Source organism: Neisseria sp. HMSC073G10, assembly GCF_001812605.1.
Lineage (GTDB): Bacteria > Pseudomonadota > Gammaproteobacteria > Burkholderiales > Neisseriaceae > Neisseria > Neisseria subflava_A.
The window spans coordinates 2100-21026 of record NZ_KV809535.1; the positions used below are offsets into that span (position 1 = coordinate 2100).

21 protein-coding genes are annotated in these 18927 nt (G+C 49.0%); 4 read left to right on the plus strand and 17 right to left on the minus strand.

All coding sequences use genetic code 11. The features are described from left to right. Nucleotides 1-103: 103 nt before the first annotated feature. The 12 genes from HMPREF2865_RS07480 to HMPREF2865_RS07535 all read right to left on the minus strand — a co-directional run bounded on the left by HMPREF2865_RS07480 (nucleotide 104) and on the right by HMPREF2865_RS07535 (nucleotide 11354). Complete coding sequence (locus HMPREF2865_RS07480; protein WP_070646603.1) at nucleotides 104-2086, minus strand: monovalent cation:proton antiporter family protein; 1983 nt, start codon at nucleotides 2084-2086, stop codon at nucleotides 104-106. A 268-nt stretch (nucleotides 2087-2354) separates the two neighbouring features. Continuing rightward, nucleotides 2355-3101, minus strand: a complete 747-nt coding sequence (gene fabG / locus HMPREF2865_RS07485; protein ID WP_003682193.1) for a 3-oxoacyl-ACP reductase FabG — start codon at nucleotides 3099-3101, stop codon at nucleotides 2355-2357. Between the two features lie 45 nt (nucleotides 3102-3146). Continuing rightward, nucleotides 3147-4184 (minus strand): glycosyltransferase family 8 protein, encoded by a 1038-nt coding sequence (locus HMPREF2865_RS07490; RefSeq protein ID WP_070584735.1) that lies wholly within the window; start codon nucleotides 4182-4184, stop codon nucleotides 3147-3149. Beyond that, on the minus strand, nucleotides 4177-5247 hold the full coding sequence (locus tag HMPREF2865_RS07495; protein WP_070584842.1) for a WaaS/CpsH family glycosyltransferase: 1071 nt from the start codon (nucleotides 5245-5247) through the stop codon (nucleotides 4177-4179). The genes HMPREF2865_RS07490 and HMPREF2865_RS07495 overlap by 8 nt, the downstream gene beginning before the upstream one ends. 55 nt (nucleotides 5248-5302) lie before the next feature. Beyond that, the gene (locus HMPREF2865_RS07500; protein ID WP_070646604.1) at nucleotides 5303-6304 is read right to left on the minus strand and encodes a WaaS/CpsH family glycosyltransferase; all 1002 of its coding nucleotides are present in this window, start codon (nucleotides 6302-6304) and stop codon (nucleotides 5303-5305) included. A gap of 73 nt (nucleotides 6305-6377) precedes the next feature. After that, a complete protein-coding gene (fabD, locus tag HMPREF2865_RS07505; RefSeq protein ID WP_070646605.1) occupies nucleotides 6378-7304 on the minus strand; it encodes an ACP S-malonyltransferase in 927 nt (308 codons plus the stop codon). 9 nt (nucleotides 7305-7313) lie between these two features. Then, on the minus strand, nucleotides 7314-7661 hold the full coding sequence (locus tag HMPREF2865_RS07510; RefSeq protein ID WP_070646606.1) for a DUF1294 domain-containing protein: 348 nt from the start codon (nucleotides 7659-7661) through the stop codon (nucleotides 7314-7316). A 51-nt stretch (nucleotides 7662-7712) separates the two neighbouring features. Continuing rightward, nucleotides 7713-8675: a beta-ketoacyl-ACP synthase III gene (locus HMPREF2865_RS07515; protein ID WP_070646607.1), complete on the minus strand. Its 963-nt coding sequence runs from the start codon at nucleotides 8673-8675 to the stop codon at nucleotides 7713-7715. Between the two features lie 152 nt (nucleotides 8676-8827). Further along, a complete protein-coding gene (plsX, locus tag HMPREF2865_RS07520) occupies nucleotides 8828-9898 on the minus strand; it encodes a phosphate acyltransferase PlsX (protein ID WP_070646608.1) in 1071 nt (356 codons plus the stop codon). A 122-nt stretch (nucleotides 9899-10020) separates the two neighbouring features. Further along, a complete protein-coding gene (locus HMPREF2865_RS07525) occupies nucleotides 10021-10545 on the minus strand; it encodes a phosphoribosyltransferase (protein WP_063069055.1) in 525 nt (174 codons plus the stop codon). 92 nt (nucleotides 10546-10637) lie between these two features. After that, the gene (gene rpmF, locus HMPREF2865_RS07530; RefSeq protein ID WP_002240035.1) at nucleotides 10638-10817 is read right to left on the minus strand and encodes a 50S ribosomal protein L32; all 180 of its coding nucleotides are present in this window, start codon (nucleotides 10815-10817) and stop codon (nucleotides 10638-10640) included. A 33-nt stretch (nucleotides 10818-10850) separates the two neighbouring features. Further along, the gene (locus HMPREF2865_RS07535) at nucleotides 10851-11354 is read right to left on the minus strand and encodes a YceD family protein (protein ID WP_070646609.1); all 504 of its coding nucleotides are present in this window, start codon (nucleotides 11352-11354) and stop codon (nucleotides 10851-10853) included. A gap of 55 nt (nucleotides 11355-11409) precedes the next feature. Here HMPREF2865_RS07535 and HMPREF2865_RS07540 point away from each other — a divergent pair, with 55 nt between their 5' ends. Both HMPREF2865_RS07540 and HMPREF2865_RS07545 read left to right on the plus strand, forming a co-directional pair. Then, entirely contained in the window at nucleotides 11410-12000 is a 591-nt protein-coding gene (locus HMPREF2865_RS07540) for a Maf family protein (RefSeq protein WP_070646680.1), read from the plus strand. A 54-nt stretch (nucleotides 12001-12054) separates the two neighbouring features. After that, nucleotides 12055-12765: an SAM-dependent methyltransferase gene (locus HMPREF2865_RS07545; RefSeq protein ID WP_070646610.1), complete on the plus strand. Its 711-nt coding sequence runs from the start codon at nucleotides 12055-12057 to the stop codon at nucleotides 12763-12765. Between the two features lie 91 nt (nucleotides 12766-12856). Here the strand turns inward: HMPREF2865_RS07545 and yidC are convergent, their stop codons facing one another. The 4 genes from yidC to rpmH form a co-directional block, all read right to left on the minus strand. Continuing rightward, a complete protein-coding gene (gene yidC, locus HMPREF2865_RS07550; protein WP_070646611.1) occupies nucleotides 12857-14503 on the minus strand; it encodes a membrane protein insertase YidC in 1647 nt (548 codons plus the stop codon). Between the two features lie 118 nt (nucleotides 14504-14621). Next, nucleotides 14622-14843, minus strand: a complete 222-nt coding sequence (gene yidD, locus HMPREF2865_RS07555; protein ID WP_070646612.1) for a membrane protein insertion efficiency factor YidD — start codon at nucleotides 14841-14843, stop codon at nucleotides 14622-14624. Further along, nucleotides 14840-15181, minus strand: a complete 342-nt coding sequence (gene rnpA, locus HMPREF2865_RS07560) for a ribonuclease P protein component (RefSeq protein ID WP_070646613.1) — start codon at nucleotides 15179-15181, stop codon at nucleotides 14840-14842. The genes yidD and rnpA overlap by 4 nt, the downstream gene beginning before the upstream one ends. Before the next feature lie 2 nt (nucleotides 15182-15183). Next, on the minus strand, nucleotides 15184-15318 hold the full coding sequence (gene rpmH, locus HMPREF2865_RS07565; protein ID WP_002214728.1) for a 50S ribosomal protein L34: 135 nt from the start codon (nucleotides 15316-15318) through the stop codon (nucleotides 15184-15186). A gap of 319 nt (nucleotides 15319-15637) precedes the next feature. On the opposite strand from rpmH, the gene dnaA reads away from it, so the two are divergent. Next, nucleotides 15638-17206, plus strand: a complete 1569-nt coding sequence (gene dnaA / locus HMPREF2865_RS07570; RefSeq protein ID WP_070646614.1) for a chromosomal replication initiator protein DnaA — start codon at nucleotides 15638-15640, stop codon at nucleotides 17204-17206. Nucleotides 17207-17312: 106 nt separating this feature from the next. Further along, nucleotides 17313-18416 carry a DNA polymerase III subunit beta gene (dnaN, locus tag HMPREF2865_RS07575; protein ID WP_004520410.1) on the plus strand — a complete coding sequence of 368 codons (1104 nt, stop codon included), beginning with the start codon at nucleotides 17313-17315 and terminating at the stop codon, nucleotides 18414-18416. 140 nt (nucleotides 18417-18556) lie between these two features. Here the strand turns inward: dnaN and HMPREF2865_RS07580 are convergent, their stop codons facing one another. Next, nucleotides 18557-18919, minus strand: a complete 363-nt coding sequence (locus HMPREF2865_RS07580) for an ACP-like domain-containing protein (RefSeq protein ID WP_070460395.1) — start codon at nucleotides 18917-18919, stop codon at nucleotides 18557-18559. Nucleotides 18920-18927: the final 8 nt, after the last annotated feature.

An 18927-nucleotide genomic window follows, 5' to 3' on the forward strand; every position in this document is an offset into this window, starting at 1 on the left:
AAGGCAGACGCTCTACCAACTGAGCTAATCACCCATGCGCAAAATTGCGAAGACGCTATTAAACCAAAAAATCCTGATGCGCGCAAGATTTATTTGCCGATAATTAGATATCTCCCTGCAAGCACCAGTTTTCAAAGGAAATAATTTCTTCCTGTTTGCCTGCGACAACCAAAATGTCGCCGGTTTCCAGAACGAAATCAGGGTCAAGGTCTTGGATTTTTCCGGTGTTGCGGCGGATAAACAATAGTTTCAGATAATGTGCTGCCAATGGCAATTCACGGATGGTTTTGCCGATGGCGTGTGCCTCGCCGTGCAATGGGAAAGCATGGCGGCAGACGGCCTTGCTGTCTTCGTCGGAGAAGCTGTCATCATCACTGCCGACAAACAAGTCTTGCAAAGATGCATAGCGGCTGTGACGGATGTGGGTTATGGTTTGATAAACATGGTTGTAAGAGAGACCGTGGCCCAACATGGCATAGCTTGCCAGCACCAGGCTGGTTTCTTTGGTATCGGAAACGGTTTCTTCTGCCCCCATTTCGGTAAAGGTTTTGACGTAATCGTCATTGGTGGCTCGAACATAAACCGGCATGCTCGGATGCATGGACATGATGTTGCCGAGAACATGTTGGGTTTCATGCATATTGTTCAGCGTGATGACCACCATTTTGGCGCGTCCCAAGCCGGCGGCTTCCAAGACTTCACGGCGTTTGGCATCGCCAAAGGAAACCGGTTCGCCTGCGTTGCGTGCCACTTGTACGCGGGCAATATCCAAGTCAAGGGCAAAGTAGGGGATGCCTTCTTGCGCCAATACACGGGCAACCGATTGACCGCCGCGTCCGAAACCGATAATCAGGACGTGTTCGGATTTGCTCATGGTTTCCACCAGCATGGAGTGTAAGTCCAAGGCTTTCATGTCCCAGTCGGATTTAACGAAGCGGCTGACGATGGCATCGCTGCTGTCCAAGATAAATGGCGCAGCAATCATGGAAAGCAAGACGGCAGCAGTGGCTGCTTGTTCCAATTCGGGCGAAACCATATTGATTTTGCTGGAAATAGCCAGCATCACGAAGCCGAACTCGCCGCCTTGCGCCAAATAAAGCGCACTTTTGAGGCTGTCGCCCACAGGATTTTTCATGCGCAAAGCGATGATGAAGACGACCAGTGCTTTCAAGACCAACAGGATTGCCAATAAAATCAGGATTTGCTGCCAGTTGCCGATCAGCGCCTGAATATCTAGCTTCATACCGACGGTAATAAAGAAGAAGCCCAGCAGGATATCGCGGAATGGACGGATGTCGTCTTCTACCTGAATACGGTATTCGGTTTCGGAAAGCAGCATACCGGCGACGAATGCGCCCAATGCCATAGACAGGCCTTCAAGCTCTGTCAGATAGGCTACGCCCAAAGTAACCAGCAAAACGTTGATCATGAAGAGTTCGGACGATTTGCGTTTGGCAACCAGTCTGAACCAGCGCGACATCACTCGACTGCCGACAACGAATAAAATGCCCAAGGTCAGCAACATTTTCAAACCGGCCAAGCCCAGCTCTACCCACAAGTTGCCTTCGCTGCCGCCAGCAAGTGCCGGAATCAGAATCATCAGCGGTACCACGGCAATATCTTGCATCAGCAAAACGCCCATGGCCATTTGTCCATGCGGCTGACCCAGCTCGGTTTTCTCCGACAGAATGCGGCTGACGATGGCGGTGGACGACATGGTCAGTGCACCCGCAGTGGCAAACGCCCAGTTAAACGGCGTGCCCATTGCCATCAAAATGCCCATAATCGAGAGCATGGTAATGATGACTTGTAAACCGCCCAAGCCGAATACGAGGCGGCGCATGGCTTTGAGTTTGGGTAGGGAGAATTCGAGACCGATGCTGAACATCAAGAACACAATGCCGATTTCGCCCAAATAGTCGGTAGCGTGGCTTTGCGGAATCAGTTTGAACATACCCGGACCGGCAATAAAACCGACCAAAAGATAACCGAGCATGGAAGGAATGTTGAACTTGCGACAGCAGATAACCGTAATGACGGAAACCAACAGGACAATGACAATGGGACCGAGGGAGAATTCGTGCATAGAGTGGGCGGCCTTTCGTTAAAAGTAGCTATTGTTATATAGGCCGTCTGAAACACGTCGAAAACCGACAGCAAACCCAAATAAAAACGCACAGAATGAACTTCATTTCTGCGATTTGATTTCCCGTATCATGCTTATTTGGACTTACTGTTTCGAGCGTTATCTAACGGATTATTAAGATTATATCAAGATAGAATGTAAAGTAGTGTTTTGATTGAAAAAAAGGGCCGTCTGAAATATTCAGACGGCCTTTAAATAAACAAACGGGTTAAGGCATCAACATGCCGCCGTTGACATGAAGTGTCTGACCGGTAATGTATTTTGCCTGATCAGAAGCCAAGAACAAGACTGCATCGGCAATATCTTGCGCTTCACCGAATTTGCCCAAAGAAGTTTGCGCTTCAAAGGTTTTGCGGGTTTCTTCCGGCAGGGCGCGGGTCATATCGGTGTCGATAAAGCCGGGGGCGACGCAGTTGACGGTAATGCCGCGGCTGCCGACTTCACGCGCCATAGATTTGGAGAAGCCGATTAAGCCTGCTTTTGCGGCCGCATAGTTGGTTTGGCCGGCATTGCCCATCACGCCGACAACGGAAGTAATGTTAATGATGCGGCCGGCACGTTGTTTCATCATGCCGCGCAATACCGCTTTGGAGGCGCGGAACACAGATTTGAGGTTAACCTGCATGATGTCGTCCCACTCTTCCTCTTTCATGCGCATCAGGAGGTTGTCGCGGGTAATGCCGGCGTTGTTGACCAAAATATCCAGTTTACCGAATTCTTTCTCGATGTCGGCAATCAGGTTTTCGATGGTTTCAGGCTCGGCAGAATTCAATGCACGGCCTTCGCCGCCCCATTGTGCCAAGCGTTCACCGATTGCAGCCGCACCGCTCTCACTGGTGGCTGTGCCGATAACTTTTGCACCGGCCGCAGCCAAAGTATCGGCAATCGCCGCACCAATACCGCGAGAAGCGCCGGTTACCAAAGCGATTTTGCCGCTCAAATCTTGTGTACTCATGTTTTATTCCTTAATTGCGATTGGGAAAAATGGTTTCAGACGGCCTTATTTACCTAGGGAGGGTGCTTGATACCGTCGTTTGTTGATTCTGCGTAATAAATATTCTTTGTAGTATGCCCATGCTTGCTTTTTTTGTCCTTGTTTCCAAAGTCGTTTGGCTGCTTGTCTAAATTTCCTTTTAGGATTTGGAAAGGGCAACCAAGTTGATAGAGGTTGTTCTAGATATCCGTTATTCCATGGGGAATTCTTAAAATATTGATCATATGCGGGGTGGAAGCCTAATTGATGCCACGGTTTGATATGGCCAACAAAATGGACTAAGCGGATATTGTTGGGATTGTCGATTAATTCACTGTATTTTTGATGCCAATGTATCCAGTTAAAGTTTTCTGAAAGCCAGTGTACATGACCTATACAGGCTAAATTCAAAATATCTTGGTCTGGACAGGAGAGTTTAAAATTCTGTTTTTCTACGGCTTGCATTTTTTCAGACAAAATTTTATCTATTGCCATATCATTCCATTTGTCAATATTGAATAGAATGACCCCAGAGTTGAAATAAGGCTCAGTATCTGTAAAACCAAATTGATTGAGTTGTTTTATATATGCTCTGTATAAGATTGCATCAGGTACGGCAGCAATCAAAGAATTTGAAATGTCGATTTCAAATAAATCATCAATGTTGCCCAAGCACAGTACATCAGTATCTAAATAAAGCGCAGTATGAGCAATACCTTTTAATAAGCAAGGGATACTCATACGGTAATACATAGCGATAGTAAAATAATGGGTAGTCTGCAGGGTAGAAAAGTATTCTGTATTTAAATGGTAAACGCTTATTGAGTAGTTTTGATTTGATGTTTCAATTTGATTAAAAATATTAAAATCATAACCTTCTGAACCGCTAACTAACAAATGAAAATGTATTGGGCTGGTATTGTTTTGCAATACAGAAAGTAACGCAGTGCCGATGTGTTTGATATAGTTTTGATCAGCTGCATAAACAATATGTTTCGGCTGTTCAATGAATTCTCGTTTGCGGATATGAACGGTTTCTAATACTAATTTTTCTCGATTAAACATTTAAATTCTCCACAACTTCTCTATCGATTTCAGGTAATCCGATAGGGATATTCGGTTCAATATCAAATGCGCAGCTGATCCAGTTGCTGAAGCTGTATTTGTGTTTTAGGCCGGGGGCAAGCGGTACGTACGGCAAGGTCAGGAAGGCTTTGAGTTCGTCAAGGTTGCTTCCATTCCAGTAGAACATATTGTTCGGGTGATAAAAATCGTAATGTACGATGGTCGGATTGGTCGTAATCAGTTTTTTGTCTAAACCGATCGCTTCGAAAATCCGCAAAGAGAGGCCGTAGTGCTTGCGGTTGAGGAAATCTACCAATACGGAGGATTTGGCCGCTTCTTCTAAGTTTTGACGATAGGAGAGGGCGTTTTCAAATGAGAAGAACTCGACTTCGGGAATGCCTAAAGCCGCTTTTTCTTCTTCGATTTTCTTACTGGCCAAGCGGAAATCTATTTCTAAACCGATTGAACGCGCAGCTTCGCAAAATGCACGGATGTCATTGTTGCGGTCGGCAGCGTACGAGCCGATAAACAAGATTTTGTTTTGCGGGTTTTCAGACGGCCTGAAGCTATCAAAGTAGAAGCTGGTGGTTGGAAAGAGTTTTTCGGTGTATTCAGGGTGTTTGCCTTGGTCAAATGGATCGAAAAAGTAAAATTTGTCGAAAAATTCGATGTTGTCGAAGTCTTCTTTTAAGAAGGTCAGGGCTTCCCAGTTGTAATACACCATCAATTTTGAATGCGCTCTGAGCTTGGCGATGAAGTCTTTCGGATAGGCCCCCAGCCAAATCATGAAGCAATAATCCGCTTGTTCGGGATGTTCGCTTAACAGGGTATTGAGGCGTTCTTCTACGGCGCGGAACATAGTCCGTTTTTTGAAGTCTTTTTGTCCAAGAATATTTCGATACCAGATTTTTTTCAGCCGTTGAAATACATTTTTGTATTTGAACTCTTTTTCTTCATAGGTCAGGGACAGCACTTCAAATCCGCATTTCTCCAAGTTCTCAATAATGAGTTCGTGGATTTTGAAGAGTTCCGGCATGGCGAGAATGACTTTTTTCTTACTCATAATGTATTTAATGTAATATTTTGTCAGGCAGGGGTATTTGCCATAGGCAATAGGGTTAATCAATGCCGAGCAGGCGGTTTAGCCATTGTGTAAACGAATAATAGGCTTTGATTTCAGGGGCAGGTTGCTGATACGGACGTGCCAAAAATTCAGGCAATGCGTCTAAATTACCGCCGTCCCATACGAACACGCGGTCCGGGTGGTATAGGTCGGTTTCCAAGATATGTTTGTTGGTGGTAATCAGTTTTTTATCGAAACGCAACGCATCGAAGATACGGAATGATAAGCCGTAATGTTCGAATTGTGCAAAGTCGACAACCGCACCGCAACTTTGCACTTGGCTGAGATTTTCTTCAAAGCTGAGTATGCTGTTGCGGTCAAGATAGCGGATGCCGTTGTGTCCGAAGGCTTTTTCAGCCCTGTCGTCTTTGCAGTAGATATGAAAATCCAAGGGTAGGTTGAGGCGTTCGGTTTCTTGGATAAAACGTTTGGTTTGCTCTTCGCGCCTGAGTTCGTAGCCGCCTAAAAAGTAGAGTTTGTTGGTGGGGGCATATTTCGCCACGGGAAAGTCAAAGTAAAAATTGGTGGTGGCTTTGAAACGGCATTGTGGATATTTTTGAATATCGTCGGGATCGAAAACCCAGCATTGGTCAAAATAATCCAAATATTCAATAATATCTGGAAAACGACCTACGCCATCCCATTGATAATTCACACAAACATTGCTGTGTTCGCGGATGGTGGCGATGATTTCTTTGGGGTAAATATTGGCACGGATACAGAGCGCATAATCGGCTTTTTTGCCGTTTAGTGAGGCCAGTTTTTGCTGAATGTCGTCGAGGTGGCGGCTGTATTTGAGGTATTTTTTATAGTTGCCGTCTTTGGTGATGTGTTTGTGGTAGAGTTTTTTGAGTCTGCTGCCCAAGTTCGGGTAATAGGAATCTCGGTCGTCATAGCACAGATTAATGACATCAAAACCAAGAAAACGCAGATTTTTTTCGATACATTGATCCAGTCCGTACATGTAGGGAACGGCAAGAATAATGGTTTTTTTCATAATGTATTCGGATTGGGGTGGGCTGATTTTTCAGACGGCCTTGCCTGACAGGATAAGGCCGTCTGAAAACATTTTAGTGAGCTTCGATAAATGCCGCCACTTGGTCGGCATTGGTCAATGCGCTGCACGCGGCTTCTTTGTTGATGCGTTTGGCGAGACCTGCGAGGACTTTGCCGGGACCGCATTCGGCTGATTCGGTAATGCCTTCGGAAACAAGCGCGTTGACGGTTTCTGTCCAGCGCACCGGGCTGTACAGTTGGCGTACCAGGGCATCTTTGATTTTGTCGGCATCATCGTAAGAGGCAACATCGGCGTTATGGATGACACGGATTTGCGGTTGTTTGATGGTGATGTCTTTCAATGCTTCGGCAAGTTTTTCCGCTGCAGGCTTCATGAGGCTACAATGTGAGGGAACAGAAACAGGCAGCAGCAGGGCGCGTTTGGCTCCGGCTTCTTTGGCGGCGGCCATGGCGCGTTCGACTGCAGCAGTGTTGCCGGCAATCACGACTTGGCCTGGGGAGTTGAAGTTAACGGCTTCAACGACTTCGCCTTGTGCAGCTTCGGCACAAATGGCTTTCACTTGTTCGTCTTCCAAACCCAAAATAGCGGCCATTGCGCCTACGCCTTGTGGTACGGCAGATTGCATGAGTTCGGCGCGCAGACGAACCAGTTTGACCGCGTCTGCGAAATCCAATGCACCGGCAGCGACGAGGGCGGTGTATTCGCCGAGGCTGTGGCCTGCAACAACGGAAGGGATTTTACCGCCGGCTTCTAAGTAGGCGCGGTAGGTGGCAATGCCGGCAGCCAGCATGATGGGTTGGGTGTTGACGGTTTGTCCGATTAATTCGGCATCTTCGCCGTTAATCATTGCCCACAGGTCTTGACCCAATACGGCGGAAGCTTCGTCAAATGTGGCTTTAACGATGGCTTGCTCGGCAAAGCCGTTCATCATGCCTAGGCTTTGTGAGCCTTGTCCGGGGAAAAAGAATGCGAAAGACATGGTAATTCCTTATTGGTTTGAATGTTTGAGGGTGTCCGCCAGCAGAAGGAGGGTGGCGACAGTATTGGTTGCAGCGGTCAGTCGGAAGATGCGGACAAAACTGAGTTTGCTGGTTTTATGCCGGAATGCGAGGCTGCCGCAATAACCGCCCGGCCAGCAGCCAAGCAGATTGAGCAGATGCAATTTTGCTTCGGGTATGCGTCTGCCGTGGTTGCGTGCGCGCTGTTTGTCTTGGTAGTAAAGCAGGAAAACGTATGCACTCAGTGCGAGATAGGCGATTGCCAGTTTGGGCAATATTACAGCCGTTATGCTTAAAAACAGGCTGCTGATGCAGAGTGCAAACGTTAGGGATTTCATGGGTTTGAGCAGAATAGGCCGTCTGAAAGGGGTGTTCAGACGGCCCAGCCGTTAGTATTTCACCAAAACCGCACCCCAGGCAAAACCGCCGCCGATGCCTTCGAGCAAAAGGTTTTGTCCACGTTTGATTTGGCCGTTTTTAATACCGACATCCAGTGCCAGCGGAATGGAGGCGGCGGACGTGTTGCCGTGGTCTTGGACGGTCAAGATCACTTTATCCATGCTCAAGCCCAAGTGTTTGGCGGTAGAGTCGATAATGCGCTTATTGGCTTGGTGCGGCACAATCCAATCGATTTGATCGGTGGTGTAACCGGCTTCTTCGATAACGTCATCGGCGATTTTGGACAGCATTTTGACGGCAAATTTGAATACGCCGGGGCCGTCCATACTGATGTAGGGTGAGCCGCAAATTTGGCCGTTAGCGATTTGCCCGGGGACGTTCAAAAGGTTGAGGTAGTTGCCGTCGGCTTTAAGTTTGCCGTGGATGATGCCCGGTTCGTCAGATGCGCTTAAGACAACCGCGCCTGCGCCGTCACCAAAGAGGACGCAGGTGGTGCGGTCGTTCCAATCGACGATGCGGCTGAAGGTTTCCGCGCCGATGACCAAAGCGTTTTTTGCCATGCCGCTTTTGATGTAGGCATTGGCAGTGGTCAGGGCATACATAAAACCGGCACACACGGCTTGTACGTCAAAGGCAGGGCAGCCGTTGGCAATACCCAATTTTTGCTGCACGATGGTTGCCGTAGAAGGGAATTGCATATCGGGAGTGGCTGTGGCGACGATAATCAGATCGATATCGTTAGCCTGCAAATCGGCATCTGCCAAGGCGCGGCGCGCTGACTCGGCGGCCAAGTCGCTGGTTTTTTCGCTGTCGTCTGCAATATGGCGAAATTTGATACCTGTACGCGTGGTAATCCACTCGTCGGAAGTGTCCACTTTTTTGGCAAGGTCGTCATTGCTGACGCGGTTGGCAGGAAGGTAGCTGCCTGTACCGGAAATTTTGGCATATTGCATGAGAACGGCCTTTTTAGAGAGTTGATTCAGATAGTCGGGTATTGTAAGCGAAAATGGGAAAATTCCCAATATTAAGAATGAAGTCAGTGATTAAAGATAAAAACAGGCCGTCTGAACATTGTGAAGTTTCAGACGGCCTGTATATATCAGCCTTAAGCTTCCGTTGTTAGAGCAGCGGTTTCTTCCAGTTCGGCTGCTGCTTTGGCGGCTTCCAAAGCAGCCAACTGGGTGGCTACGCCTTGTTCGATTTGTGCAAGTCCGGCGGATTTGGCTTCGTGGTAGGCTTCTTCCAAAGCATAACGGAAGCCGACTTCGTCGGTTCCGCCGTGGCTCTTAATCACAATACCGCGTAAACCAAGCAGAATAGCGCCGTTAAATTTGCGCGGATCCAATTTGCCTTTCAGACCTTTGAGTGCGGGCAGGGCGGCAATAGCGGCAAGTTTGTTGAGCAGGGTGCTTTGGAATTCACGGCGGATGGCGCCGCTCATGAATTTAACCGCGCCTTCGATGGTTTTGAGCATAACGTTGCCAACAAATCCGTCTGCAACAACAACATCGGCTTCGCCATACAAAACGCTGTTGCTTTCGATATTACCGATGAAGTTGAGTTTGCTGCTGCTCAACAGTTTAAAGGTTTGTTTGACGGCATCCGTACCCTTGATGTCTTCTGTGCCGACGTTCAAAAGGGCGACGCGCGGGCTGCCTTTTTCAGGGTGCAGCGCATGTACCAGCTCGCTGCCGATGATGGCAAATTGAACCAGTTGTTCGGGCGTACAGTCAACGTTGGCGCCCAAATCCAAAGCCAGGGTAACGTGTTCGCTGTCGGAAGGCAGGAATTTGGCGATGGCAGGGCGCTCAATACCGGGAATGGTCTTGAGGACGAATCGGGCGGTCGCCATCAGTGCGCCGGTATTGCCTGCCGATACGGCGGCTTGCGCATTGCCTTCTTTGACTTGGTTGATGGCGATGCGCATGGATGATTCTTTTTTATTTTTCAGCGCAGATTGCGGCGCTTCATCCATTTCGACGACTTGCGCTGCATGGCAGACGGTAATACGGTCCATAGGCGCGCCTGCCGAGCTTAATGCTTGGCGGACTGCTGCTTCACCTCCGACCATAATCAGATGTACGTCGGATTGCTGTTTCAGGAAATCCACTGCACCGGGGACGGTAACCGCAAGGCCTGCATCTCCGCCCATGGCATCTACGGCCAGTGTAATCATGTTGTTCTCCGGTTTGTGTGTTTCAGACGGTCTCAAACAATCGGACAAGCACACTCATCTGATTTTCAGGAGATTGAATTGAAAATCAGATGAAAAGGCTTGTTGCGACGGTCGTACCAGATTTATTGGTTTTGCGCGGCCAATTTGTTGTGTTCGTCAATGTCTAGCGCGTCCCAAGGATAGTTGATCCACCAGTCTTCAACGGTGATGCCGCTGAAATAAGGGACGCCTTCAGGAATTTTACCGACTTTGGCTTTGATTTTTTCATGCAATACTGCCACGCCGACAGTGCCGAAATCTTCTTTCAGCAATTCGTTCAGGCAGAATTCCATGGTAACGCGGCTGTCGTCCACTTCGTCAACGACCAGTACGTTTTTGCCTTTCAGTACATCGGGAACGGGATCAAGCCATTGGACTTTTTTCACTTCCTCGGTAACTTGACCTTCGTTATCGCTGTCGTAGTAGGCTGTGGTGACGGCGTAAATCGGAATTTCCAAGAAGCAGCGCAACATGCGGGCAGGGATAAAACCGCCGCCGCCAATGGCAATCATGGCATCGTATTTGGTGCCGGAGTTTTGGATTTTTTCCGCCAATCCTTTGATTACGCGGTGAATGTCGTCGTAGGTGTACCAGATTTTACGTTTCATGGTGTGCTTCCGAAGAGGAAAATACAGGGTGCAATGCAAAAAAGCCAGTCATTGCATGGCAATATTCTGGCTTTTTCAGTCAGACGAACGGATTATTCGCCTTTAGCTTTTACCACTTTACGGCCACGGTACATACCGTTTGGAGAAATATGGTGTGGACGATGTACTTCGCCGGTTGCGCTGTCAACAGACAGAGAAGGCGCAGTCAGAGCGTCGTGTGAACGGTGCATACCGCGTTTAGAAGGGGATTTTTTGTTTTGTTGAACGGCCATTTCAAGCTCCTAGATAAATAAACTGTGTCCTAATTAACTGCTTTTCAAACCTGCTAAAACAGCGAAGGGGTTTGGTTTGTCCCGATTGACTTCGTCCAGTATTCCATTGTTGCCGCAGTCTTCGTGTCGAGGGGAGAAAGGGAGCGACATCAGGATTTGGTCTTCAACCAGAGTCCGCACGTCAAGCTCTTTTTCGAGCAGCATGCCTTCCAATTCTTCATCGGCAAGCATGGCTTCGTCCAAACTCTCTTCATCGGCAAACAGGACGATACGGCTGGTTTCATCGAGTAGAAACGGCATGGGCGTAATGCAACGCTGGCAAATCAGGGGCATGTCGGCTTTGACGTTTAAATCGAGAAACAGACGTTGCAGCCGGTCGCGACCGCCTTGCAGCGTAAACGACACGCGTGTCTGTTTGTCGGCCGGATAATCGTGCGAACTGACTCGTTCATCCAATTCTTCGAGCAGGAAGCTGCCTTGCAGATTCTGCCCTTCGGCGGCGAAAACTTCTGGGTCAATCAAATTAGGGTATGACATAAACGGAGTATGATATAATTTCGGCAGTCTAACGTCAATGTTTTTAAGTAAAAATATGGAAGTAAAACTGCCTTTGGTTTTAGGGTCGAGTTCGGTTTTCCGCTGCGGACAGCTTCGCCGTTTAGGTATCGATTTTCAGACGGCATCGCCTGATTTTGATGAAACGCCTATTGAGGGCGAGCATGCAGGCGAGACGGCGCTGCGTTTGGCGGAAGGCAAAGCCCGTTCATTGGCGGCAACTTTTCCTGCCGCGCTGATTATCGGCGCAGACCAAGTCGCATGGTGCGAAGGACGGCAGTTGGGCAAGCCGATGAACGTCGCAAATGCACAACAGATGCTGGCGGACTTAAGCGGAAAACGGATTGAATTTTACAGCGCAATTGTGCTTTTGAATACTGCTACGGGCAAGGTTCAGCATCATGTCGATCATACGGTGGTTGCCATGCGCCAGTTGACGCAGGAACAAATCAGCCGATATTTGGAACGTGAGCCGGATGCGGTTTATTGTGCCGGTGCGGCGAAGAGCGAGGGTTTGGGCGCCGCTTTGTTGGAGCGGATTGAAAGTACGGATCCGAATGCTTTAATCGGCCTTCCGATTTTCCGTCTGATTGATTTTTTGAAAAACGAAGGTGTGGAAGTTTTATAGTTTGAGGCCGTCTGAATGTGTTCAGACGGCCTGAGATTTTTTGGAGTTGCAAGAATGAAACCGATTTTGTATTTGATTCCTACCCCTTTGGGTGCGCCTGATACGCCATGCCTGTTGCCGCATGAACAACAGGCGATTGTCGGGCTGACGGATTTTGTCGTGGAAGCGGAAAAAACAGCGCGCGCGCATTTGAAACATTTGGGCGTGACTACGCCTATCCGCGAGCTGAATCTGCAAACGCTGAATGAACACACGGATTTGAAGACTTTGCCGGAATTGCTGAAACCTTTGCAAGAAGGGCGCAGTATGGGCATTGTCAGCGAGGCGGGTTGCCCGGCTGTTGCCGATCCAGGCGCGAATTTGGTGGCGTTGGCGCATAAACACGGTTTTGAAGTACGGCCTTTGGTCGGCCCGTCCAGCTTGTTGCTGGCGCTGATGGCTTCGGGTGCGAATGGGCAAAACTTTGCGTTTAAGGGGTATCTGCCGTCTGAAAAAAATGAGCGCATTCAGCGTTTGAAGGCTTTGGAGCAACGTTCGCGCCAGCAGAATGAAACGCAGCTGTTTATCGAAACGCCGTATCGCAACGATGCGTTGTTGGCTGATGCGGTGGAAAACCTGCATCCTGAAACGCGCTTATGTGTGGCTACGGACTTGACCTTGCCGACACAGGAAATCATTAGCCAGACGATTGCGCAGTGGAGGAAAAGAAAAGAAATGCCGAATTTGAAAAAACGTCCGACGATTTTTGTGTTGTATTCCGCTTAAAACTGGATTGGGTTCAATCTCAAACTGTATTTGAGGAAATAAAAAAAGGCCGTCTGAACAACAGACGGCCTTTGTATTGCCTATACCTTTATCAAGAAACGACTTCGCCTTGGGCGCGTTGTTTTTCGATGCTGCGGTTGATGTGCCATTGTTGGGCGATGGTCAAGAGGTTGTTGACTACCCAGTACAGAACCAAGCCGGCAGGGAAGAAGAAGAACATGATGGAGAAAACCAAAGGCATGATTTTCATCATTTTCGCCTGCATAGGGTCGGTTGACGGCGGATTCAGATAAGTTTGTGCAAACATGGTTGCCGCCATAATAAAAGGCAGGATGTAGAAAGGATCCGGACGGCTCAAGTCGGTAATCCAACCCAACCAAGGCGCTTGGCGCAATTCTACGGAGGCGAACAATGCCCAGTATAGGCCGATGAAGACGGGGATTTGCAACAGCATAGGCAGACAGCCGCCCAGCGGATTGATTTTCTCGTCTTTGTAAAGCTGCATCATGGCTTGTTGTTGCGCCATGCGGTCATCGCCGTATTTCTCTTTGATGGCTTGCAATTTAGGTGCGGCAGCACGCATTTTTGCCATAGAGCGGTAAGAGGCGTTGGTCAATGGATACAGTACAGCTTTGACGATGATGGTCAAAACGATGATTGCCCAGCCCCAGTTGCCGATGATGTTGTGCAGTTGGTTCAAGAGCCAGAAGAGCGGGGAGGCGAACCAGTGTACTTTGCCGTAGTCTTTTGCCAGTTGCAGTTTGTCGGCGATGTTGGCGATAACGGAAGTGGTTTGCGGACCGGCATACAGGTTGATGGCGGTTTCGGCTTTTGCACCTGCTTGGATGGCGGCTAAAGGCACGCTGACGCTTGCGCTGTACAGGTTGTCGTTGCGGCGTTTGATGTCGATACGGCAGTCGCCTGCGGTGCATACGCTTTGGCCGTCTTTAGGCTGCAAAATCCAAGTAGACATGAAGTGGTGTTCAATCATGCCGAGCCAGCCGGTCGGGGTTTTGCGGATGTATTCGGCTTCGGATTTGCCGGATTTGGCATCGTCGTCCAAATCAGAGAAGCTGACTTTTTGGAAGCCGCCTTCAGGGGTGTAAACCACTGGGCCGACGTAAGAGCGGGTGAAGTAGCCTTGGCCTTCAGGTTCGCTGTGGTCGCGAACGATGCGGTAGTCTGCGCTCAGGTTGACAGGTTGGCCGTTGCTGTTGGTGATGTCAAAGCGGACGTTAACCAAGTAGCTGCCTTTGGTAAAAGTATAAACTTTGTCGATTTTCAGGCCGTTGGTTTCAGGTGCGCTCAGGCGGACTTCAACTTTGTCGCCTTCCAAACTGTATTGTTTTTGCGGAGCGGTAAAGCTGATGCCTTTCAGAACGTTGTTGCCTTGTGCGTCCAAAAGCTCGGATTGGGCAACGTAGGTGTATTCTTTGCCGTCGTTAAACAGGACGAAAGGTTTGTGTTCGTCACCGGTTGCTTTGTATTGCAAGAGGGTCAGCTGGCGCAGGTCGCCGCTTTTTTCGTCGATGACGGCTTTAACTGTGTCTGTGGTAACGGTAATGGGGGCTGCCGGGGTAAGCGCGGCTTCGGCAGCGGCTTTCGCCGGAGTGGCGGCCGTTTGCTGTTGCGCGGCTTGTTGCGCCGGATTAGGTTTGGGGCTGGGGAAAAAATGTTCCCAGCCGGCAAAAATTGCCACTGAAATGGCAAAAAACGCCATTAGTCTTTTAAAATCCATAAGAGATTCCTGGAATTGACGGATAGGTAATCGAGATGAAAACTGCTTCAGACGGCATTATATAGAAACCGACGGGAAATTAAAGGAAATCGTGTTCTTTAAATGGTTGACAGCAGCATTATGGAACAGGGTCATGTCCGTGTCCGCCGAAAGGATGGCATCGTGCGATGCGTTTGATTGCCAGCCATCCGCCTTTGAATGCGCCGTATTTTTTGACGGCTTCGACTGCGTATTGTGAACAGGTCGGGGTATAGCGGCAGCGCGGCGGAATGAAGGGGCTGATGCAGTATTGGTAAAAGCGGATGAGTGCGAGGAGGAGCTTGGAAAGCAGGGTATTCATCGGCGTTTTTTCATCAGCTGGGCAAGTTGGTTTCGGGTTTCCGGGGCTGTTTCACGATTAAACGCCTGACGCACGCGCACAACAAAATCATGCGGCGGCAGCTGGTGTTGATTCAGCCTGAACCAGTCGCGGATGACGCGCTTCATATAATTGCGGTCATGGGCGCGTTTGGCGGTCTTTTTGCTGACAACCAAACCAAGGCGCGGATGGCCGAGCGTGTTGTCTGCGGACTGGGAGACTTGCAGCAAATCGCGGCTGCGTCGGTTTTTCAACGCAAAAACGGATGAAAAATCATCCGTTTTTAATAAGCGATACTGCTTCGAGAAGCCGTAATTCAAAATTATACAGCCAAGCGTTTGCGGCCTTTGGCGCGACGGGCAGCCAATACTGCGCGACCACCACGAGTTTTGGAGCGAACCAAGAAGCCGTGGGTGCGTTTGCGTTTGGTAACGGAAGGTTGATAAGTGCGTTTCATGATGTTTCCTAAAAATTGGTAGATAATTAAACCGTGAATTACACTCTAATTTGCCGCTTTTGTCAATCAATATAAAAACTTTTCGTTGACCAAAGTGTGACAACGGGTTTTATGCATTGATAGAATTTGTGGATAAAATTTTGCGGCGGTTGTGGATAAAAAAGAGCGGAATGGGTATAATCGCCCAACCTTGCTTTTCTCTGTGCGCAAGGCCGTATGAAAGCAGCGGGAGTATCGTAAAAATTTGATTTTTATCGGATTGCCTGTCTGCTCTGCCTTCTTGTATTTCCCAAGTCTTCCATTTTCCGAGCTTAATCTCATGACGTTAGCTGAATTTTGGCCGCTGTGCCTTTGCCGCCTTCACGAAATGTTGCCTGCCGGGCAGTTTGCGCAATGGATTGCGCCTTTGACCGTGGGCGAAGAAAACGGCGTATGGGTGGTGTATGGTAAAAACCAATTTGCCTGCAATATGCTCAAAAGCCAGTTTGCCGCCAAAATTGACGCCGTGCGTGCCGAATTGGTGCCTCAGCAGGCTGCGTTTGCGTTTAAGCCGGGCGTAGGTACGCATTATGAAATGGCGGCTCAGGCTGTTGCGCCGGTGCAAGTGCAAGAAGTCATTGAAGTTGAAGAATTTGTAGAGCCTGTTCAAATGTCTTTGCAAACTGCTGCGGCAGCGGAAGAAGATAGGCCGTCTGAAACGGTTTCCAAGCCTGCCGCTGCCATGACGGCTGCCGAGATTTTGGCGCAACGCATGAAAAACCTGCCGCATGAGCCTCAAGTGCAAATTGCCGCTCCGGCTGAGTCTAAAGCAGTTGCCAAAGCTAAAGCCGACGCGCAACACGATGCGGAAGAAGCGCGCTACGAACAGACCAATCTGTCGCGCGACTATACATTTGAAACCTTGGTGGAAGGTAAGGGCAACCGCCTTGCCGCTGCAGCCGCCCAGGCGATTGCTGAAAATCCGGGGCAGGGCTACAACCCGTTTTTCTTATACGGCAGTACCGGTTTGGGTAAAACCCACTTGGTGCAGGCCATCGGCAACGAATTGCTGAAAAACCGCCCCGATGCCAAAGTGCGCTATATGCACTCGGACGACTATATCCGCAGCTTTATGAAGGCTGTGCGCAACAATACTTACGATGTATTCAAGCAACAATACAAACAATATGACCTGCTGATTATCGACGATATTCAGTTCATCAAAGGCAAAGACCGTACGATGGAAGAATTCTTCTATCTGTACAACCATTTTCACAACGAGAAAAAACAGCTGATTCTGACGTGCGACGTATTACCTGCCAAAATCGAGGGCATGGACGACCGTCTCAAATCTCGTTTCTCATGGGGTTTGACTTTGGAACTCGAGCCGCCCGAATTGGAAATGCGCGTGGCGATTTTGCAGAAAAAGGCAGAAGCAGCCGGCATCAGTATCGAAGACGAAGCCGCTCTGTTTATCGCCAATCTGATCCGCTCCAATGTGCGTGAGCTGGAAGGCGCGTTCAACCGTGTCAGCGCCAGCAGCCGTTTTATGAACCGTCCTGTCATCGACATGGATTTGGCGCGTACGGCTTTGCAGGATATTATTGCCGAGAAACACAAAGTCATTACTGCCGACATCATCATAGATGCGACAGCCAAATACTACCGTATTAAAATCAGCGATATATTAGGCAAAAAACGTACGCGCAACATCGCCCGTCCGCGCCAAGTTGCCATGAGCCTGACCAAAGAGCTGACCACGCTCAGTCTGCCTTCTATTGGCGATGCCTTTGGCGGCCGCGACCACACGACTGTGATGCACGGTGTTAAAGCGGTGGCGAAACTGCGTGAAGAAGATCCCGAATTGGCGCAAGACTACGAAAAACTGCTGATTTTGATTCAGAACTGACCCAATGCAATATTCAGACGGCCTGATGTCAATGTGAGGCCGTCTGAATACAAAAAATATTTTAAAATACCCAAATCAACCGATTTCAAATTCAAAGGAATGGAACATGCTGATTTTACAAGCCGATCGCGACAGTCTGCTCAAGCCGTTGCAAGCCGTTACCGGTATTGTCGAACGTCGCCATACTCTGCCGATTTTGTCCAATGTGTTGCTGGAAAGCAAAGACGGACAAACCAAACTTTTGGCAACCGACTTGGAAATCCAAATCAATACCGCCGGCCCTGAAAGTCAGGCAGGCGATTTCCGTATTACGACCAACGCTAAAAAATTCCAAGACATTTTGCGCGCCCTGCCTGACAGTGCGCTGGTGTCACTGGATTGGGCGGACAACCGTTTGACTCTGCGCGCGGGCAAATCCCGTTTTGCCCTGCAAACCCTGCCGGCTGAAGACTTTCCGTTGATGAACGTCGGCAGCGACGTCAGCGCGACTTTCTCGCTGACTCAAGAAACCTTCAAAACCATGCTTTCGCAAGTGCAATACAGCATGGCGGTTCAAGATATCCGCTATTACCTCAACGGCTTGCTGATGCAGGTTGAAGGAAACCAATTGCGCCTTGTTGCAACCGACGGTCACCGCCTTGCTTATGCGGCCAGCCAAATTGAAGCAGAACTGCCGAAAACGGAAGTAATCCTGCCGCGCAAAACGGTATTGGAACTCTTCAAGCTGTTAAATAATCCGTCCGAGTCCATCACCGTTGAGCTTTTGGACAATCAAGTACGCTTCCAATGCAATGGCACGACCATTGTCAGCAAAGTCATCGATGGCAAATTCCCTGACTTTAACCGCGTGATTCCTTTGGATAACGACAAGATTTTCCTCGTATCCCGTACCCAGCTTTTGGGTGCGCTCGAACGTGCGGCCATTCTTGCCAATGAAAAATTCCGCGGCGCGCGACTGTTCCTGCAGCCTGGTTTGCTGAGTGTCGTATGTAGCAACAATGAGCAGGAAGAAGCGCGCGAAGAGCTGGAAATCGCTTACCAGGGCGGAGAACTCGAAGTCGGTTTCAATATTGGCTACTTGATGGATGTGTTGCGTAACATCCACTCCGACGATATGCAGCTTGCTTTCGGCGATGCCAACCGTTCAACGCTGTTTACCGTGCCGAACAATCCGAATTTCAAATACATCGTAATGCCGATGCGTATTTAATTGGTGTGTGAACAAACAAAAAGAGCGTGTATGGTACACGCTCTTTTTTATAGGATTGAATCAAAAGGCCGTCTGAAAATTGTTTTTCAGACGGCCTTTTGATTAAACCGGGATGATTCGGTTAAATAGGAAAACTGGGATTAACGTGGACGTGGTTCGCAGTTTTTCACCAGGAATGAGCCGTTAGGGGCGTTCACGCCAACTACTTCAGAAGTAGTGTGGGTGTTTTTGTCGATGAAACCGGCAGACATTGCATAACCTTGACGGTTGGTGAAAGTAGTGCCAGTGCTGTCAGAACGTTTTTTGTTGACAACCAAAGAGGCTTTTTTGCCACCGGCGTTTACGTCAGCAGTAACTGCACGGCCGCTACGGTCAAAGCCGTACATCACGTTCAGTGATTTGCCACCGTCACAATGGTAAGAAACGAAGCCGGCAGGTGCAGCGGCAGCAGAGAAGGAAACAGTAGCCAATGCGGCTGCAGTGATAACAGAAAGTAATTTCATGATCTAAG

Bases quoted from the DNA above. Each gene is read 5' to 3' on its own strand.
- HMPREF2865_RS07480 (WP_070646603.1), bottom strand. From the start codon at position 2,086: ATGCACGAATTCTCCCTCGGTCCCATTGTCATTGTCCTGTTGGTTTCC.
- fabG (WP_003682193.1), bottom strand. From the start codon at position 3,101: ATGAGTACACAAGATTTGAGCGGCAAAATCGCTTTGGTAACCGGCGCT.
- HMPREF2865_RS07490 (WP_070584735.1), bottom strand. From the start codon at position 4,184: ATGTTTAATCGAGAAAAATTAGTATTAGAAACCGTTCATATCCGCAAA.
- HMPREF2865_RS07495 (WP_070584842.1), bottom strand. From the start codon at position 5,247: ATGAGTAAGAAAAAAGTCATTCTCGCCATGCCGGAACTCTTCAAAATC.
- HMPREF2865_RS07500 (WP_070646604.1), bottom strand. From the start codon at position 6,304: ATGAAAAAAACCATTATTCTTGCCGTTCCCTACATGTACGGACTGGAT.
- fabD (WP_070646605.1), bottom strand. From the start codon at position 7,304: ATGTCTTTCGCATTCTTTTTCCCCGGACAAGGCTCACAAAGCCTAGGC.
- HMPREF2865_RS07510 (WP_070646606.1), bottom strand. From the start codon at position 7,661: ATGAAATCCCTAACGTTTGCACTCTGCATCAGCAGCCTGTTTTTAAGC.
- HMPREF2865_RS07515 (WP_070646607.1), bottom strand. From the start codon at position 8,675: ATGCAATATGCCAAAATTTCCGGTACAGGCAGCTACCTTCCTGCCAAC.
- plsX (WP_070646608.1), bottom strand. From the start codon at position 9,898: ATGATTACACTGGCCGTAGATGCCATGGGCGGAGATGCAGGCCTTGCG.
- HMPREF2865_RS07525 (WP_063069055.1), bottom strand. From the start codon at position 10,545: ATGAAACGTAAAATCTGGTACACCTACGACGACATTCACCGCGTAATC.
- rpmF (WP_002240035.1), bottom strand. From the start codon at position 10,817: ATGGCCGTTCAACAAAACAAAAAATCCCCTTCTAAACGCGGTATGCAC.
- HMPREF2865_RS07535 (WP_070646609.1), bottom strand. From the start codon at position 11,354: ATGTCATACCCTAATTTGATTGACCCAGAAGTTTTCGCCGCCGAAGGG.
- HMPREF2865_RS07540 (WP_070646680.1), top strand. From the start codon at position 11,410: ATGGAAGTAAAACTGCCTTTGGTTTTAGGGTCGAGTTCGGTTTTCCGC.
- HMPREF2865_RS07545 (WP_070646610.1), top strand. From the start codon at position 12,055: ATGAAACCGATTTTGTATTTGATTCCTACCCCTTTGGGTGCGCCTGAT.
- yidC (WP_070646611.1), bottom strand. From the start codon at position 14,503: ATGGATTTTAAAAGACTAATGGCGTTTTTTGCCATTTCAGTGGCAATT.
- yidD (WP_070646612.1), bottom strand. From the start codon at position 14,843: ATGAATACCCTGCTTTCCAAGCTCCTCCTCGCACTCATCCGCTTTTAC.
- rpmH (WP_002214728.1), bottom strand. From the start codon at position 15,318: ATGAAACGCACTTATCAACCTTCCGTTACCAAACGCAAACGCACCCAC.
- dnaA (WP_070646614.1), top strand. From the start codon at position 15,638: ATGACGTTAGCTGAATTTTGGCCGCTGTGCCTTTGCCGCCTTCACGAA.
- dnaN (WP_004520410.1), top strand. From the start codon at position 17,313: ATGCTGATTTTACAAGCCGATCGCGACAGTCTGCTCAAGCCGTTGCAA.
- HMPREF2865_RS07580 (WP_070460395.1), bottom strand. From the start codon at position 18,919: ATGAAATTACTTTCTGTTATCACTGCAGCCGCATTGGCTACTGTTTCC.